Source organism: Roseibium sp., from assembly GCF_965233565.1.
GTDB lineage: Bacteria > Pseudomonadota > Alphaproteobacteria > Rhizobiales > Stappiaceae > Roseibium.
Map to the genome: position 1 here is coordinate 3,891,755 of NZ_OZ247494.1, position 16,032 is coordinate 3,907,786.

At 60.3% G+C, this 16,032-nt stretch carries 17 protein-coding genes; 10 read left to right on the forward strand and 7 right to left on the reverse strand.

Features of this window, described 5'->3' with window-relative positions; all coding sequences use genetic code 11:
* The first annotated feature begins 6 nt into the window (after positions 1–6).
* Positions 7–468 (forward strand): hypothetical protein, encoded by a 462-nt coding sequence (locus tag ACO6TG_RS17910; RefSeq protein ID WP_422374436.1) that lies wholly within the window; start codon positions 7–9, stop codon positions 466–468.
* Here ACO6TG_RS17910 and ACO6TG_RS17915 read toward each other — a convergent pair.
* Positions 465–1,166 (reverse strand): DUF2161 domain-containing phosphodiesterase, encoded by a 702-nt coding sequence (locus ACO6TG_RS17915; protein ID WP_422374437.1) that lies wholly within the window; start codon positions 1,164–1,166, stop codon positions 465–467. The genes ACO6TG_RS17910 and ACO6TG_RS17915 overlap by 4 nt on opposite strands.
* 84 nt (positions 1,167–1,250) lie before the next feature.
* A complete protein-coding gene (locus tag ACO6TG_RS17920; protein ID WP_422374438.1) occupies positions 1,251–1,976 on the reverse strand; it encodes a helix-turn-helix transcriptional regulator in 726 nt (241 codons plus the stop codon).
* A 181-nt stretch (positions 1,977–2,157) separates the two neighbouring features.
* On the opposite strand from ACO6TG_RS17920, the gene ACO6TG_RS17925 reads away from it, so the two are divergent.
* Positions 2,158–2,553, forward strand: coding sequence for a VOC family protein (locus tag ACO6TG_RS17925; RefSeq protein WP_422374439.1), 396 nt, complete (start codon positions 2,158–2,160; stop codon positions 2,551–2,553).
* 31 nt (positions 2,554–2,584) lie between these two features.
* On the opposite strand, the gene ACO6TG_RS17930 is transcribed toward ACO6TG_RS17925, so the two are convergent.
* Positions 2,585–3,025, reverse strand: coding sequence for a YHS domain-containing (seleno)protein (locus ACO6TG_RS17930; RefSeq protein ID WP_422374440.1), 441 nt, complete (start codon positions 3,023–3,025; stop codon positions 2,585–2,587).
* 239 nt (positions 3,026–3,264) lie between these two features.
* On the opposite strand from ACO6TG_RS17930, the gene ACO6TG_RS17935 reads away from it, so the two are divergent.
* The 4 genes from ACO6TG_RS17935 (at position 3,265) to ACO6TG_RS17950 (ending at position 8,919) form a co-directional block, all read left to right on the forward strand.
* Entirely contained in the window at positions 3,265–3,765 is a 501-nt protein-coding gene (locus ACO6TG_RS17935) for a twin-arginine translocation pathway signal (protein WP_422374441.1), read from the forward strand.
* 8 nt (positions 3,766–3,773) lie between these two features.
* Positions 3,774–4,403, forward strand: a complete 630-nt coding sequence (locus ACO6TG_RS17940; RefSeq protein WP_422374442.1) for a ferric reductase-like transmembrane domain-containing protein — start codon at positions 3,774–3,776, stop codon at positions 4,401–4,403.
* A gap of 666 nt (positions 4,404–5,069) precedes the next feature.
* Positions 5,070–8,408 carry a M10 family metallopeptidase C-terminal domain-containing protein gene (locus ACO6TG_RS17945; protein WP_422374443.1) on the forward strand — a complete coding sequence of 1,113 codons (3,339 nt, stop codon included), beginning with the start codon at positions 5,070–5,072 and terminating at the stop codon, positions 8,406–8,408.
* Between the two features lie 97 nt (positions 8,409–8,505).
* Positions 8,506–8,919, forward strand: a complete 414-nt coding sequence (locus ACO6TG_RS17950; protein ID WP_422374444.1) for a hypothetical protein — start codon at positions 8,506–8,508, stop codon at positions 8,917–8,919.
* A 117-nt stretch (positions 8,920–9,036) separates the two neighbouring features.
* Here ACO6TG_RS17950 and bdcA read toward each other — a convergent pair whose 3' ends face one another.
* Positions 9,037–9,750, reverse strand: coding sequence for an SDR family oxidoreductase (gene bdcA / locus ACO6TG_RS17955; protein ID WP_422374445.1), 714 nt, complete (start codon positions 9,748–9,750; stop codon positions 9,037–9,039).
* A 72-nt stretch (positions 9,751–9,822) separates the two neighbouring features.
* On the opposite strand from bdcA, the gene ACO6TG_RS17960 reads away from it, so the two are divergent.
* Positions 9,823–10,416: a TetR/AcrR family transcriptional regulator gene (locus tag ACO6TG_RS17960; RefSeq protein WP_422374446.1), complete on the forward strand. Its 594-nt coding sequence runs from the start codon at positions 9,823–9,825 to the stop codon at positions 10,414–10,416.
* A 126-nt stretch (positions 10,417–10,542) separates the two neighbouring features.
* Here ACO6TG_RS17960 and ACO6TG_RS17965 read toward each other — a convergent pair whose 3' ends face one another.
* Positions 10,543–11,007, reverse strand: a complete 465-nt coding sequence (locus ACO6TG_RS17965) for a DUF4399 domain-containing protein (protein WP_422374447.1) — start codon at positions 11,005–11,007, stop codon at positions 10,543–10,545.
* A 107-nt stretch (positions 11,008–11,114) separates the two neighbouring features.
* On the opposite strand from ACO6TG_RS17965, the gene ACO6TG_RS17970 reads away from it, so the two are divergent.
* Both ACO6TG_RS17970 and ACO6TG_RS17975 read left to right on the forward strand, forming a co-directional pair.
* Positions 11,115–11,606, forward strand: coding sequence for an RNA polymerase sigma factor (locus tag ACO6TG_RS17970; RefSeq protein WP_422374448.1), 492 nt, complete (start codon positions 11,115–11,117; stop codon positions 11,604–11,606).
* Complete coding sequence (locus ACO6TG_RS17975) at positions 11,603–12,331, forward strand: anti-sigma factor family protein (protein WP_422374449.1); 729 nt, start codon at positions 11,603–11,605, stop codon at positions 12,329–12,331. The genes ACO6TG_RS17970 and ACO6TG_RS17975 overlap by 4 nt, the downstream gene beginning before the upstream one ends.
* A 31-nt stretch (positions 12,332–12,362) precedes the next feature.
* On the opposite strand, the gene ACO6TG_RS17980 is transcribed toward ACO6TG_RS17975, so the two are convergent.
* Positions 12,363–14,213: an EAL domain-containing protein gene (locus tag ACO6TG_RS17980; RefSeq protein WP_422374450.1), complete on the reverse strand. Its 1,851-nt coding sequence runs from the start codon at positions 14,211–14,213 to the stop codon at positions 12,363–12,365.
* 281 nt (positions 14,214–14,494) lie between these two features.
* On the reverse strand, positions 14,495–15,433 hold the full coding sequence (locus ACO6TG_RS17985; RefSeq protein ID WP_422374451.1) for an aminotransferase class IV: 939 nt from the start codon (positions 15,431–15,433) through the stop codon (positions 14,495–14,497).
* Positions 15,434–15,559: 126 nt separating this feature from the next.
* On the opposite strand from ACO6TG_RS17985, the gene ACO6TG_RS17990 reads away from it, so the two are divergent.
* Positions 15,560–16,027, forward strand: a complete 468-nt coding sequence (locus ACO6TG_RS17990; RefSeq protein ID WP_422374452.1) for an Lrp/AsnC family transcriptional regulator — start codon at positions 15,560–15,562, stop codon at positions 16,025–16,027.
* The last annotated feature ends 5 nt before the right edge of the window (positions 16,028–16,032 follow it).

Below are 16,032 nucleotides of genomic sequence, written 5' to 3' on the forward strand. Positions count from 1 at the left end.
GGTTCCGTGCCCCTGCTGCATCTTTCCATCAGTGCTGAACACCCTGAAGGCGTTGCCGGGTTTCTGGCAGAGGTCATGGGCGGCAAGGCAATGCCGTTTCCGCCCTTTCCGGACTGCTGGATCGCCTTTTCCAGAGAAGACGATGGCACCGCCATCGAAGTCTATCCGCTCACCCATGTCCTGACCGCGGGACCTGACCAGATCGCCTGCGAAGTCCGGGAACCGGACAACACGCCGACATTTGTCCATGTGGCGCTCGCGTCGGTTCTGCCTCGGGACAGCTTGCTGGAGCGCGCGGCGGCGAAAGGCTGGACGGCGCGGATCTGTCATCGCGGTCCGTTTGACTGTGTCGAGATCTGGCTGGAAAACCGGCTGCTGGTGGAGCTTCTGGACAGATCAATGCAAGAGGATTATCGCGCCGGCATGACAGCGGAAAACTGGGCAGCAATGTTCGGAATGCCCCGCTAGAGCCTGCCGGGCTCCGCCTGACCGGTCGCGGCGGCTTCCTTCGGGTCGCTGAGCGCGCCCAGACCCTTCGGGGTCAGGCCGTAGACACCCCGCTCGAGCCGTTCGAACCAGCCATAGTGATCGTCCGCCATCATGCGGGTCGCACGCGCAACGCCGGTGGCCTTGGCAACATCGGCGCCGCGGCTGGGGCCACTTTCCGCCAGATGCTCCGCGCAGCGGATCGCGTCCTGCCGGTAGGCCGTGACAAGCGTCACGCGGGTCGAGCCGCCCGTGTTCGGATCGCCGACGCGGCGGGCGAATTCCCGAAGCATTCTGGTCTTGCGGGGTTTCGACTTGCGTGGCGTGAACGGGGCTGGGTCGTGATGCACTTCCACATGTCCGTCCGGCAGACGCACGGTGATCAGCCCGAGACCAAGCCGCCGGGCAAGTTTCAGGTTGCTCTTCAAGGCGCCCAGAAACCGTTTGCCCTTGCCGCGGGCGACCGCGACATAGACCAGATCCGTGATCGCCTGCCGGTCGATGGCCTGATGAAACAGGCTCAAGGTGAAGCCGGTTTTCAGTTCAACGATCACCGGCTCCTCGTCGCCCCGGCAAGCGACCAGATCCGCTGCGCCGACTTCGGCCTTGACCTCATATCCCTGTCCTTCCAGGAAGGTCTTGACCGGTGCGTAGAGCTCGGTTTCCAGAATGCGCGTCATTGCGGAAGTGTATGCGGCAGGAAGGGGACGGACAATCTGTGGAAGGGGTTTGCCACAGGCAAAGCGGGCCCGATCCGATAGGTGTTACGGGTTCGAAGCGTCCTTGTCTTGCAGTGAATATCGCTCGCGCTCCGCGTCCATCTCCGCCTGCCAGCGGTTTTTCAAGGCGGCAGGCCGCTCCGGAAAACGGTCATCCAGGAGGTTCGCAAAGGTCATGCGGTCCGTCCGGAAATAGCGGAAACCTTCCCGCAATTCGCACCAGGCCGCCAGGATCCTGCCTTCATCCCGGTAACCCAGAAGGACCGGCCAGACGCAGCGTTCGCTGGTGCGGCCTTTATCGTCGCGATAGCCGATCTGCACCTTTTTGCCGTCCAGGATCGCCTGACGCAGCATGCCGGCATCGACGCACTCTGCTGCTGCCGGACTGACGGGGCGAACACTCATGGGCGAGGCAAGAATGTGCCGGCGCAACGGGTCGGGTGTGATCGCCTCGATCTTCGCCATCAGGTTTTCTGCTGCCCGGGCAAGGTCCGGTTCGCCGCGGGTTGCGACCCAAAGGGCGCCGAGAACCGCTGCATCAATTTCGTCTGCAGTCAGCATCAGGGGCGGCATGTCAAAACCGTCTTCCAGAACATAACCGAGGCCCGGTTCACCGCGGATCGGAACGCGCTGTGCGATCAAGGTCGTAATGTCGCGATAGACCGAACGCCGGGAAACCTCCAGCTCCTCCGCGATATCGCGGGCGGAGATCGGCCTGCGTGTCCGCCGCAGGATCTGGATGATTTCAAACAACCTGTCCGCTTTGCGCATGTCGTCCCTTGGCTGGTTCGATGTTGCCACCACGGTGGCAACAGGGGGGATTTATAAAACTGCCGGAACACCTTGGAAAGGACGGGACAGAATGACAACGACGATGTTCAGGCGCCTTGCAGCCGGGATCACTCTCTTTTTCCTCACATCTTTCACCACCGCGAACGCACAGGAAACCGCCATGCAAGCAAGCCGCCAAGACAATCTGGAGCGCCTGGGGGTCTATGTCCTTTCAAGCGACATGGAACGGTCCGGCACGTTTTATCGCACGCTCTTTGGGGCTGACCCTGTCTTTCAAACCGAGGTTTTTGTTGGCTTCAACATTGCAGGCGGCCTGTTTGCCGTCGTGTCGAAAGAGGCGTTTGCACCGGAGGCCAGGCTCGGGGGCAGCACCGTTCCCTATCTCAAGGTGACGGACATTGACGCCGCCCTTGCTCATCTCACCGAAATCGCTCCGGAGGCTCTTCAGGCGCCCGGTATCATCCGCGAAGGCCCTCTGAGCCTGTTCAAGTTCAGGGATCCGGATGGCAATCTCGTGGAGTACTACGCGCTGTCCGCACCGGTCGACGGCCTTTAGGAGGCCTTGTGCAGGGACTGGCCCGGCGCAATCACTTCAGCCCCGGCCAGTTCCTGTTCGCCTTGGCGATATAGCCCGGGATATCCCGGCTCCAGGTGCGCTGCACGGACTTGGAATAGTTCACGTAAAGCTTGCCGGACACGACCTTGTAGGCGAGTGGGTTGACGCCGACCTTGTAACCGCGCGAGACACCGTAAGCGCAATAGCCGTCAAATTGCGGCGCGTAGCGCGCCGGGCTGGCAACAAAGGCGTCGCGGTTCTGAGCAGACGAAAACTGATAGGTCAGGCCGCGATACTGGGCGGTGAATTGCGATTTGCCCATGGAGGGCCTGTTTCCGGAAAAATAGCTGACGGGATCATATCCGGTGAGCGCCAGGGGGCTCTTGGCAAAGGATGGCCCGGCTGAGGTGGCCAGGACTGCAAATCCGGCGGTTGCCAGCGATAGCCCGAGCAAATTTCTGCGATTGATCATGTCACCCTCGTTCGGCTGAAGCCCCGCCTGAAATGTGTTCTGGCGCCCGCTGACATTCAATCAACATTCCGGTGACTGACGTGTTCTTGCGACGGGACGTCGAAGGGATCACGCAAGCGTGAGCAAGAATTTCAGCCCCGAAAAAGCGGAGAACTCGGAAATGGCCACAAACGCCCTATAGTTTGACAACAAGCACGCCCGGAACCAGTCCGGGTACCCGTTCGACTGGAGTGATCTTGATGACGATTGACCTCATCTCCCGCCGCACGCTTCTTGCTGCCGGCAGTGTCCTGGGCGGCGCAGCTCTCGTGACCGGGAGCGCCCGTCTGCTGGTTCCGGCGCAAGCAAAAGGTCTGGCTCCCACGCGGTCGATGCGCGGTGGATCCAACAATTACAGGCCCGGCGCACCGATCGTGAACCGGATCGGGGGCGGCGGCTTCTGGATGTCGGGCACTGTTCGCCGCGCGGGCGACGGCGCTCCGCTGGCAGGCCAGCGCATCCAGATCTGGGCCCATACCACGGAAGGCCATGAACGCGACCAGCGCAGTCACGGCGCAACCCTGACGGACGCAAATGGTGTCTTCCGGCTGGAAATGCCCCAGATCGTGCCGGCCTTTGGTCAGCCGCACGGGCATCTGGCCTATGACAGCGGAGACTTCGAGACCGTCTTTCTGCGTCCGGTGATGAAGAGTTCCGGTGACACCAGCCTGGAGGCACATTTTGTGTTGCAGCCGGCCTGAACCGGACGATGCCTGACAAGAGGCGCCGATTGTCTCAGATCCCGCTCCGCACGCTGTTGATCTGGTCGGCTGTTCTTGCTGCGATCCTGTTGCCTCTGCTGTTGGCAGCGTTCAGTCCGCTGCTGCAATGGCGTCAGCCGGTCTATATTGCGGCCGGATTTGCCGGCATTTTCGCCATGTCGCTGCTCCTCCTGCAACCGCTTCTCGCCGGAGGTCTTTTGCCCGGTCTGCAAGGACTACGCGCCAGACGCCTGCATCGCTGGACGGGTGTCTTGCTGGTGACTGCAGTCACGCTCCATGTGGCCGGCCTCTGGATCACCAGCCCGCCGGATGTCATCGACGTCCTTCTGTTTCGCTCGCCGACCCCTTTTTCCATCTGGGGCGTGGTCGCCATGTGGGCGGTCTTTCTGGCCGCTCTTCTGGCCGTTTTCCGGCGGCGCCTTCCTCTTTTGCCACGCAACTGGCGCCTTGCTCACGCCGCGCTGGCCTTGACGGTCGTGGTCGGCTGTGTGGTGCACGCCCTGCTGATTGAAGGCACCATGGAAAGTGCCACCAAGATGTTGCTCAGCATCGCAGTTGTGGCCGTAACGCTCAAGGTGGTGCTGGACCTGAAGATCTTCACCAGCAGGCGGTCCTGACGCCGCGGCAGTGATCCGAAGAGCGCATCCCTCACCAGGTTACTAAAATTTTTTTTAGCGTCTCAGCCCGGTGGGATGCCGGCCTGAAACTCCCTTCGTGCGCCCTCTGGGACGCCCGTCCTGCGACACCGAAGACGTCGCGGACTTCAGCCGTTTTTTGACTTCATGAGCCTGATGGATCCGTTCCATTGACACGGCAAATGACCGCCGGTTTGGGCGGCTTGTGCATGGTCGGGTTGCGGATCTGGTTGCAGAAAATGTTCTTGCCAGCATCGTAACAAGGTGCAATTAGAGGCGGTGAAAATGGGAATCGCTTATTAAAAGTTGTGCAAGGTAAGGTCTTGTAACGATGAGGCTTTTTTGTCTTCGGTTGAAAACGGAGGATAAAAAAGACGCACTGGCGTCAACGGCCCCTACGAGACCGGTCTACATACTTGAAAGGGAATTGAGGCCAAAAAAGGTTGCCGGTCATGGCCGGGCTCCGGCCTGCTTCGGAGCGCCTGCGGGGCCTGCCCGTTTGGGCCTTCCGACCTTTCCCGCTTCCACTGCAGTCGCGGCCCCCTGTCGACCTGAGTTCGCCGGACCCGGACAGGACCGGGCAGGTCGTCTCGACACCAGAATCACAATGCTCACCAACAGAGGCCAGAACATAAGGGAGACCTCACGATGCCTACGACACCACAGCCAAGTGACGAATGGTGGATCAACGATCAGACGCCGGACAATCCGTTCGGCAAGAGCGAAGACTATGAAGCCTATCTGGACTATCTCGGCGCCCTGCCGCGCAGTCTGACACCTGAAATGGCGGCGCAGCCACTGGTGATCAATGTCACCGAACTCAACGATCACCCCGAATACAAGGAAGCGGTGATCGGCGCCTTGCAAATGTGGTCGGCCACAACCCCGCTCCAGTTCGAAGTCGTCGACGACGCCCCCTATGATCCGGATGCTCACTGGATGCAGATCGTCAGCCCCGAGATCGGCGAGCAGAACGATGGCAGCGCCTTTTCCAGCAACCGCTTTATCAGTGTGGGCCAGAGGTTTCATGATACCGACCCCAACAAAACCGATGTTGGCGGCTATGTTTTCAGCACCTTCATCCATGAGCTCGGTCATGAATTCGGCCTGAATCACCCCGGGCTCTACAACTATTCCGGCCCCGGTGGCGTCCAGATCAATTATCTCAACAACGCGACCTGGACCTATGACCGCCAGCAATACAGCATGATGTCCTATTTCAATGGCATCGATGTCGGCGAAACAACGCGCTGGTCGTCGGTCACACCGATGATGGCCGATGTCGAAGCGACCATCCGCCGGTTTTTCTCAACCGTTGACGAAGAGACCGGCGAGCGCACCTACCAGACGATCGATCTGAACACCGGCGACAATGTCTACGGTTTCAACAGCACCGAATACGGCTATGAACTGACGTCGGAGGGCATGCAGCACGACATCGGCTTCGTGATCCACGACACTGGCGGTGAGGACACGATCGACTTTTCCGGGTCCACCGCGGGCACCATTCTGGATCTGCGCGCCGGGCAGTTTTCCAGCGTCAACGGTCATTCCAACAACGTCTCGATCTTTGCCGGTCACAACGAAGACCAGTCCGAATACTACATCGAGAACGGCATCGGCAGCGACCATGACGATGTCCTGATCGGCAATGACGGCAACAACATCCTCGACGGCCGCGGCGGCGCCGACCGCATGGCCGGCAATGGCGGCGATGACATCTATTTCGTCGATTCCGCCGATGACATCGTTCGCGAGGAAGAAGACGGCGGCAACGACACGATCTACGTGATCGGCAGCGGTATCGATCTCGGCGACGTCGCCAATGTCGAAAACATCATTTATGTCGGCGGCACAGCCCAACCGCCGGCGTATGACAGCAACGACGACGACGCGGGAAATGCGGCCGGATCGCTGACCAACATCATCGTCGGCGACGAGGGGAACAACGAGCTGATCGGTGGTGCCGGCGGCGATACGATCTTCGGCCTAGACGGCGACGATTACATCGTCGGCGGTCGGGACACGCTCGCCAGCCGCGACATCAACAACACGATCCCCATCGCAGACCTGGACGATCAGACCGAGACCGACGATGGCGCTGATGCGCTTTATGGCGGGGCTGGCAACGACACCATTCTGGGTGGCGCGGGTGACGATATTCTCGATGGCGGCGACGGCGACGATGTGCTGATGGGCCAGGCCGGGGCCGACACGTTCCGCGGCGGCGCGGGTGTCGATACGGTCGATTACTCCAACGAAAGCCCGTTCCAGCTTCTGGTCAATCTTCAGACCAACATCGCCAGCGGCGGGACGGCCTCCGGTGACACGTTCGACAGTATCGAGAACCTGATCGGATCGGATGACCGCGTCGATCGTTTCATCGGCACCGATGATGACAATCATTTCTGGGGCCGCGGCGGCGGCGACGTCTTCAATGGCGGCGGCGGCAACGACATTCTCGATGGCGGCCGGGACGGCGACATCCTTTATGGAGATGAAGGCGATGACACGCTGATCGGCGGCGCCGGCCAGGATTATCTCGACGGTGGCGAGGGCATCGACACGGTGGTCTATTCCGGCAGCGACGCCGGTGTCACCGTCGATCTCGGCAACGGCACGGCCAGCGGCGGCGACGCCACCGGTCCTGTGCAGATCGTCGGCCGCGGCACGGCCATCCGCCACGACATCATCGTCGATGTTGAAAACGCCGTCGGCTCCTACCACGACGACCACCTGATCGGTACGGATGGCAGGAACGAACTGTCCAGTGGTGCCGGCAACGATATCCTGACCGGCGGGTTGGGCCGCGATGTCCTGAACGGCGGCTCCGGATCGGACACGGCGGACTATTCCACCTCAGAAAATGGCGTCAATCTCAACCTGGCGCGCGGCAAGTCCCAAGGCGACAGATACATCTCCATCGAAAACCTGTCCGGGTCCGGTTTCAACGACCGTATCAAGGGGGACCGCAAGGACAACGTGCTGACCGGTCAGGGCGGCAATGACGTCCTGAAGGGCGGGCGCGGCGATGATGTTCTGTTCGGCGACTTCGGAGACCAGGCCGACGCCATTCCGCGGCCCGGCATGGGCACGGGCTACGCCACTCTCGGCCCGGACGCGACCAACAACTCGATCGCGACCGCCTTCGACATCTCCAACAACTTCTCGCTGACGGAAGATCCGAACATCTTTGACAGCACCACGGTGCTGCACACGACGGTCAACGCCACCGGGAATGGCCTTGGCGGGTATTACAGCATCACTCTGGCAGCAGGCACGATCCTGACCATCGACATAGACGGCATTGCCGATCCGAATGTCCATGACAGCTGGGTGCGTCTGCTCGACGGCAATGGCAATGTGGTCACCGAAAACGATGATGGCGGCGGTGACCCGGGCTCCACGTCGAACCGGGACTCCAGCACGGTCTTTGTCGTCCAGGAAACCGGCACCTACTACATTCTGGAAGGCAGCTGGACACCCGACGCTCCGGGTGGCTGGACCGAAGCCGTGCCGGAAGGGTCGACCTACACGCTCAATGTCTCGGTGGAATTCCCGCCGGAGCCGGTTCAGCCGGGTGAAGCGGGCAACGACAAGCTCTATGGTGGCAAAGGCAACGATCTGCTCGATGGCGGTCTTGGGGCAGACATCCTGTCCGGTGGCCAGGGCGAAGATTCCTTCCGCTTCACCACGGAGCTCGGCAATGGCAATGTCGACAGGATCAAGGATTTCAATGTCCAGGATGATACGATCCTGCTCGACAGTGCGATTTTCACCGAACTGGACGAAGGCCTGCTGGACTTTACCGCGTTCCACAAAAGCGCCTCGGGCACGGCACAGGATGCATTCGACCGGATCATCTACGACAGCAATGACGGCACGCTGTCCTATGATGCCGACGGATCCGGAGACATCGCCGCCATTCAGTTCGCGCAGCTGTCGACGAACCTGAACCTGTCAGCGGATGATTTCTTCGTCATCTGATGAGATCGGCCAGGGCGCTCAGGCGCCCGGCCAGTTTCCTCCGGCCACGCCCGCCCCCTCGGCGTGGACCGGAGGGCTTTCGATTTTTGGGACTGACATGAAACACCTGACCTCTCGCCGTAACCTGTTGATTGCCGGCCTTGTTGCTGCGGGTGCGGCTTCAGGCATTGCAACAACAGGAAAGGCAATGGCAGACGACCAGCAGCTCCGTGGCACGGTGCGCTTCGCGGAAGGCGCCGTTCTGCCGAAGGGCAATCTGCGTTTTCATTTTGAAGGCTTGTCCGGTTCGGAGGGTGCTCAACAGGTCCCGGCGGTCGCCATTGTCGAAAGTGACGGCAAAACAGACCGGCTCTCTTTTGCCCTGCCGCTGCCGGAGGCTGCTGAAACAGTCCCTGTCCTTTTGCTGGTCGCCAGCCTGGAACGGTCCGACGGCTGGTTGCTGGCCCGTGGCACTGCCAAGGTCAGGCCGGGCGATCCGGCTGATATCACGTTGTACCCGGTCGTCTATTGACGGCCTTCCAAGGGGCCTGGTCGCAGGTACCAGGCAAAGACATGCCATTGTCGGTCAATCTGATGGGCAAACCGGTTCGGGAGCAAGCGCACCGAGCTTGCTCCCGCGCTGCGTTGATCAAGCGCCAAAGGCACCGTCGATGGTGTGCATGGCCCCGGTGACAAAACCGGCCTCGGGGCCGGAGAGCCAGGCGACCATTCCGGCGACTTCCTCAGGGCGTCCGTGACGCTTAATGGCCAGGAAGCTGTGCATCATCTCCTTCATCGGGCCGTCTTCCGGGTTGAGGTCGGTGTTGATCGGTCCCGGCTGAACGATGTTGACGGTAATGCCACGCGGGCCGAGATCTCGGGCAAGGCCGCGCGCAAGACCCTGCAGCGCGGACTTGCTCAAGGCATAAGACGCCAGACCGGCGATGGGCATCCGGTCGCCATTCACAGATCCGATCACGATGATCCGGCCGCCCTCGGGCATCTGGCGCGCCGCCTCGACCGCGGCATGGTAGGGTGCATGCATGTTGACCCGGAACAACCGGTCGATCTCGTCGGGATCCTGCTCGAGCGGGTCTCCGACCACGGCAATCCCGGCATTGACCACCAGCACGTCCAGAGGTCCCTGGTCCCGGACTGTGGCGATAAGTGCATCGCGGTCAGCGCTGTCGGTGAAGACAGCCGTGCTGCCTGTTTCGGTGGCCAGCTCTTCGGCGGCTTCGGGAGATCCGGCATAAGTGAAGGTGACGTTTGCGCCTTCATTCTTGAAGCGCCGCACGATCGCCGCGCCAATCCCCCGGCTGCCACCGAGCACCAGAACGGATTTATCTTTGAAGTCAGACATCAGGCTCTCCTTGCTGAATAATGTAACAGGCGCTACATAATGGCGGTGAGGTGGCATTCAAGGATTTTTGTAGTGACTACTAAAAATAAATTGCGTCCACGCGGACGGCCACGCAGCTTCGATCCCGATCAGGCGATTGAAACCGCTCAGCAGCTCTTCCATGCACGCGGCTATGACGCGGTCAGCGTTTCCGATCTGACCGACGCGCTTGGCATCAAACCGCCGAGTTTTTATGCCGCCTTCGGCAGCAAGGCGGAGCTTTATATCCGTGTGCTGGAACGCTATGCGCAGACCGGTGCCATTCCGCTTGCAGATCTGCTGCGATCCGACCGCCCACTCGCCGAGGCGCTGACGGCCGTGCTGGAAGACGGAGCCCGGCGCTTTGCGGCCGATCCCGAGATGAGCGGATGTATGGTGCTGGAGGGACTTCACTGTCTCGACACGGACGCACGAGATGCCGCTCGCGGGATGCAGGCCAGTGCGGACAGCTTGCTGAACAGCTATATCGCGGAGCGGCGCCCTGACGACGCAAGGCACCTTGCAGATTTCGTCGGGACCACCCTGGCCGGCCTGTCGTCCATGGCGCGCAACGGCCATAGCCTCGAGCGCCTCCTCGCCACGGCGCGTCTTGCGGGACACGCGATCGAGCAGGAACTGTCCGGTTAGGGACGCAAACTGCCCGTCACTGCGGAAGCGCTGGCAGGGCGCGGTGGAAATCCGGATTTCAAAGCCAGATGACGTTGGCCGGCAGGAGGCCGGCCAACTGGAACCGCGCGGCCGGATTCAGACGCGTTATTCAACGGTGATGGTGATCACGTCGGAGGCCATCTGCGGCCCGAAGGGTACGTGGTTCATGTCGCCAAAAACCATCTGCAGCGTATGAGTGCCGGCTGGCAGGTCGAGACTGACTTCGGTTTGGCCGCCCCCGAAATGTTTGTGATTTTCATCCGCCGGCAGGTTGTAGAGCCACTCGTCGGCGCCGTCCTCACCCTCTCCGAGTGGCGCGCGATCGATCAGGATATGATGATGGCCGGTGCCTTCCTTTTCAGTGCCGGCAGGTGCAACACCCATTCCGCTCACCCCCATCTGGACAAGAACAGGTGATTTGACCTTGGCCCCGTCCTCCAGGTTTATGAAATAGACATAGGCGCCTTCCGTTGCCGGCCAGGCGAGGTGATCGTCGGCGATGGCAGGACCGGTGAGAGCCGCGATCGCAAGCGTTGCGGTGAGTGCGGTGGCAAGGGCGAATTTCTTCATGTTTGACTTCCTCCGATGTTCGTGCAGCCTGATGCCCACGGGGGAGAAACACGGGATCGGAGCAAATTATTCGAAAGTTTTTTGCCAGCTCGTCCGGGGAGGCGGAAGTGAGGGCCGGATTGCCGGAGCTCTACCCGCGACTTTGGCGTTTTGCCTTGTCCTTGACCGGCGAGCGCGCAGGCGCGGATGACCTTGCCCAGGCAACGGCGGCGCGGGCCCTTGAACAGGCTGCGAAATATCAGGCCGGGACCTCCCTGTCTGCGTGGCTCTTTACCATGGCCCGGCGCATTTGGCTCAACGAAAAACGCGCCGAGCGCATTCGGGGGACCGGAACCCTGGTCCCCATCGAGCAGATTGACCTTCCGGCACAAAATCCGGACGTGGAAACGAATAGAATGGCGCGTGAAGTGTTGACCAGGGTAATGGCATTGCCGGAGGCCCAGCGAGCAACGGTGCTGCTGGTCTATGTGGAAGGCCACACTTACAAGGAAGCCGCGGCGGTCCTGGAGATCCCGATCGGTACCGTGATGAGCCGCCTGGCCGCTGCGCGCCAGAAGTTACAGACCGCTCCTGACCAGCGAAAGGCCGGAACGAAATGAGTTTTCGCGTCAGCGACGAGACCCTGACCGCCTATCTCGACGGTGAGCTCACCGAAGACGAGCAGCGCCGGGTCGAGACTGCACTGAAGAACGATCCAGCGCTGGTCGATCGTCTGGAAGCTCTGGCGGTGCCAATCGAGTCCGTCAGGGAAGCCTTCGACAACCTGCTGGATCAGGCGCCGGCCTACCAGGCACCGAAGGATGAAAAACGCAGCCCGGGCTGGGCCCCGCGCGCAGCCGCTGCCGGTCTGGTTGCCGCCGGCATTCTGCTCGGCGCTCTCTGGTCGCCGTGGCAGCGTCCGTGGCTCGACACCGACTGGAAAATGGCAGTGGCCAACTATCAGGTCCTTTACGTTCCGGCCACGCTGCCGGGTAAAACGCCTGAGCTGGAAAAGGCAGTTGACCAGCTGACAGCTCTCTCGGCCGATCTGGGGCGCAATCTTTCGGCCGCAGCCAGCGTCGACGGATTGAATTACCGCAGGGCCCAGATGCTGGGGCTGGATGGCAATCCGCTGGTTCAGATTGCCTATCTCTCCGGCGAAAACGATCCTGTTGCCATCTGCATCACCCGGGTTGACGCGTCGGCCTACGGTCCGAAGGCCGAAATGCTGGCCGGCCTTGCCTCAGCACACTGGATTGAGGACGGCTATGGGTTCCTGGTGATCGGCGGTGAAGATCTTGGTGCGGTCAGGGGAATTGCCGAACAGCTGCAGGGCCGGATCTGACACGCAGGTCGTCCCGTCCGCTGAAAGTGCTCTAGCAAGGCAGCTCGGGCCGGAGCGTCGCAATGTCGGTTTCTGCCGGGAACCAGAATTGGCCATTGGTTTCCAGCAGCTTTTGCTGCAGGTCGGAGGCGGAAACAGGTTTGCCGAAATGGAACCCTTGCAGATAGTCGCAGCCCATGCGGCCGGCGAAGAGCGCATGTTGTTCCGTCTCCACCCCTTCGGCCACAATGCGCATGCCGAGGCTCTTGCCGATCCCGATAATGGAATGAACGAGAGCCCGAGACGTTTCGTCTTCCACGATTGGCTGAATGAACTGACGGTCGATCTTGAGGATGGTCGGGTTGATCTTCAAAAGCCCCTGGACAGACGCATGTCCGGTTCCGAAGTCGTCCAGGGCAATGGTGACACCCAGCTCTTTCAGTTCGCCAAGGGTCCAGTGCACCACGTCGCCGATACGTTCCAGGTAGACCGATTCCAGGATCTCAATGGTCAGTCTTTCCGGCGCAATACCCGAACGTTTGATGTCGTGAATAAGGGTCGGGTCCGCCAGGCGCCCTGCGGAGACATTGATTGAAATGCGTGGAAGATCGATGCCTGCCTTGTCGAACGCCCCCAGCGTTTCGGGAAGTGTGCTGAAGGTGATTTCGTCGATCCGCTTCAGGATCCCCATGCTCGCGGCCGTCTCCAGAAAGGCACCGGGCGGCAGCAATCCCATTTTCGGATGTGCCCACCTTACAAGAACCTCTGCACTGACGATCTTGCCGGTACTGGCGTCGATCAGCGGCTGAAAATACGGAACAAATTCGCGCTTTTCGCAGGCGATCAGCAGGTCGGACACAAGCCGCTTTGTCGCAAGCGCATCGGCATGCATTTCTTCGGTGAAAAACGACCAACGCCCCCGGCCGTTCGTCTTTGCGTGGTAAAGCGCCATATCCGCATCGGTCACCACCTGTTCCGGAATATCCATGCCTGCCGTTGCAATGGCGACGCCAACGCTTGCGCTGCAGAAGGTGGACTTGCCCTCAAAGGCAAAAGGGGCATGCATTTCCTGCACGATCGCATCCGCAAGGCTGCTGATGTCCAGCGCACTGTTTCCCAATGGTCTCAGGATGACAAATTCGTCACCGCCGATGCGTGCAATCAGATCCGTCTCGCCGGTCAGTCGGCGCAGCATCTTTGCAACGGACAACAGCAACCGGTCGCCGGCGTCATGTCCCAATGTGTCATTGACCGACTTGAAGCGATCGAGATCGACATAAAAAACCGCAAATTCCGTCCCACCATTCTGCAGCTTCTGGATCCAGGATTTCAGCTCGACTTCAAAATGCCGGCGATTGGACAGGCCGGTCAGCGGGTCTTCCTTGGACTCCTTTGCAACCGTCTTGGCCATTTCGAAAAGACGCGAGTTTTCCTTTTCCAGTCGCTCGATTTTTTCCGCGTAGTCGGCCAGCAGCTCCTGATTGGAATTTGTTGTGGCAAGCGCCGAGTGCACGACCGGATTGTGCGGGGTTTCGTCCAGCTCGATCAACGAACAGAGCCACCACCTGTCACCCGTTGAGGGATCCGACAAGGGCGTCCAGCTCATCTTCTGCCAGTATTCCTCGCCCGACTTCCTGTTGGTGCGGACTTTTACCGAGAAGTGTTCCCAGTTCATCAGCTTTTCGATGATGAGCAGGTGGTCGCCCTGCGCCATGCTGGTACCGATCAGGATGGTACCGCGCTGACCGAATATTTCTCTGTTGTCATACCCGGTAATCCGGGTGAAGGCCTTGTTGCACCACTGCAGTTCCATGATTGCGCCGTCTTCGTCACTTGCGAGCGCAAGGGCCAGGCCTTCGGAGCTTCTGTCGCTGATCTGGTCGATAATCTGCGGCGGTATCATAAAAAGGTCTCTCGTCATCACGCGCACAGTGGAGCGTCAAGACCTTAGCCTATCGTTAAATTCGTTGTGCGGCCAACAGGTTAACGGTCGGCGAATCGTATAAAATTCTCCATTATTGTTGAAATACAAGTTTTAAGTGCAGGCCGCGTCGGTAAAACTGACGTGTATGTTGCAGAAATCTTCCAGAAACCTGTTTGTTTTGCGCATGCCGGAAAGTTACTGCATGAGTCCTCCCGGCATTGAAGATCTTTCTGCCCGGCGGCGAGGCGGTTTTTGTCCCTTTATTCTCCATAGTCGACTTCGTGCCGGTATCCCTCTTCCCCGTGCATCTGCCAATAAATCTCCTTGATCCGTGCAGTCAGTGGCCCGATACCACCGGCACCGACCGGCTTGCCGTCGATCCGACCGACCGGCATCACGCCGCCGGCCGTGGAGGTGATGAAGACCTCGTCTGCCGCTCTCAGGGCGGCGGCAGGAACGTGGGCGGCTTCGCAGGGCAGTGACAGGCGGGCACAAATGTCGAAAACCGTCTGCCGGGTAATGCCGAGCAGGACGCCGGTGGGCGGCGTGGTGACAGCGCCGTCCTTGATGGCGAAAACGTTGAAGCCCGGGCCCTCCGCAATGTGCCCGGCGCCGTCCTGGAGAACGGCCGTCTCGGCACCGCGTCCATAGGCCTGGTAGAGGCCCTTGACCATGTCCAGCCAGTGATAGTTTTTCACCGTGGGGTCCACCGAGCCTGGGGGAATGCGCAGGATATCGGTGACAGCGAGGTTCAGTCCGCGCTTCAACTGGTCCGGATTGGCGACGGAGCCGAACGGGATCACGAAGGCGAGAAACCGGTTTTCGGCATCACGCGGATCGCGGCTGAAAGAAGGCGATGTGCCACGGGTGCAAATGAACTCCACATAGGCGTTTTTCAGTCCGGAAAGGGCAACGCATGTGTGCAGGATGTCTGCGATCTCGGCTTTGCTCAGGGAGATCGACATGTGCAATTCGGCCATGCCGCGAAAGAACCGATCCAGATGATCGTCCAGCCGGAAGAAGGCCCCCTCCCAGACATGGGCGACGTCATAGGTCGCGTCGGAATGGAGAAAGCCGTAGTCAAGCACCGACACTTTTGCCTCAGCGACCGGCAGATATTGGCCGTCCTGATAGGCAATTCCCTGCGGATAGCGGTGCGGGTCCTGGTACACCGTCGATAGTTCGGGCAATTTGCGCATGGTTGGCTTCCTCTTGACCAGAATGTGCGTCTGATGAAAGGCTAGATCTGAACTTTGGGTATTGTGCCCGTTCTTTGCCTGGGAAGCGGGCAAGGGCGGTCAAAATCGGTCGCAGGAGCGCGCGAAATGCCAATCAGTCTTGATGATGTCGACAAGCGGCTGTTGACCCTGCTGCAGAAGAACAACCGGCTGACGGCCGATGAACTTGGCGACCATGTCGGCACGTCGCGGTCTTCGGTGCAGCGCCGTTTGAAGCGGTTCCGGGAGGAGGGCATCATCGAGGCGGATATCTCGGTGCTGTCGCCCAAGGCGGTCGGACGCTCCATGACCTTCATTGTCGAGGTCGAGCTGGAACGCGAGCGCACGGACCTTCTCGACGATTTCCGCCGCTCCATGCTGGCTCTGGAAGATGTCCAGCAATGCTATTACGTCACCGGACACACGGATTTCATTCTGGTCGTGACCGCGGTCGACATGACGGCCTATGAGGAGTTCAGCCGACGCGTTTTCACCGAGAACGCCAACATCCGGCGCTTTCATTCCAATGTGGTCGTCAGCCGCGTCAAGACAGGGCTGGATGTGCCGCTCGACTGACATTC

Bases quoted from the DNA above. Each gene is read 5' to 3' on its own strand.
- ACO6TG_RS17980 (WP_422374450.1), bottom strand. From the start codon at position 14,213: ATGATACCGCCGCAGATTATCGACCAGATCAGCGACAGAAGCTCCGAA.
- ACO6TG_RS17920 (WP_422374438.1), bottom strand. From the start codon at position 1,976: ATGCGCAAAGCGGACAGGTTGTTTGAAATCATCCAGATCCTGCGGCGG.
- ACO6TG_RS17945 (WP_422374443.1), top strand. From the start codon at position 5,070: ATGCCTACGACACCACAGCCAAGTGACGAATGGTGGATCAACGATCAG.
- bdcA (WP_422374445.1), bottom strand. From the start codon at position 9,750: ATGTCTGACTTCAAAGATAAATCCGTTCTGGTGCTCGGTGGCAGCCGG.
- ACO6TG_RS17965 (WP_422374447.1), bottom strand. From the start codon at position 11,007: ATGAAGAAATTCGCCCTTGCCACCGCACTCACCGCAACGCTTGCGATC.
- ACO6TG_RS17925 (WP_422374439.1), top strand. From the start codon at position 2,158: ATGCAAGCAAGCCGCCAAGACAATCTGGAGCGCCTGGGGGTCTATGTC.
- ACO6TG_RS17990 (WP_422374452.1), top strand. From the start codon at position 15,560: ATGCCAATCAGTCTTGATGATGTCGACAAGCGGCTGTTGACCCTGCTG.
- ACO6TG_RS17940 (WP_422374442.1), top strand. From the start codon at position 3,774: ATGCCTGACAAGAGGCGCCGATTGTCTCAGATCCCGCTCCGCACGCTG.
- ACO6TG_RS17915 (WP_422374437.1), bottom strand. From the start codon at position 1,166: ATGACGCGCATTCTGGAAACCGAGCTCTACGCACCGGTCAAGACCTTC.
- ACO6TG_RS17935 (WP_422374441.1), top strand. From the start codon at position 3,265: ATGACGATTGACCTCATCTCCCGCCGCACGCTTCTTGCTGCCGGCAGT.
- ACO6TG_RS17950 (WP_422374444.1), top strand. From the start codon at position 8,506: ATGAAACACCTGACCTCTCGCCGTAACCTGTTGATTGCCGGCCTTGTT.
- ACO6TG_RS17930 (WP_422374440.1), bottom strand. From the start codon at position 3,025: ATGATCAATCGCAGAAATTTGCTCGGGCTATCGCTGGCAACCGCCGGA.
- ACO6TG_RS17975 (WP_422374449.1), top strand. From the start codon at position 11,603: ATGAGTTTTCGCGTCAGCGACGAGACCCTGACCGCCTATCTCGACGGT.
- ACO6TG_RS17985 (WP_422374451.1), bottom strand. From the start codon at position 15,433: ATGCGCAAATTGCCCGAACTATCGACGGTGTACCAGGACCCGCACCGC.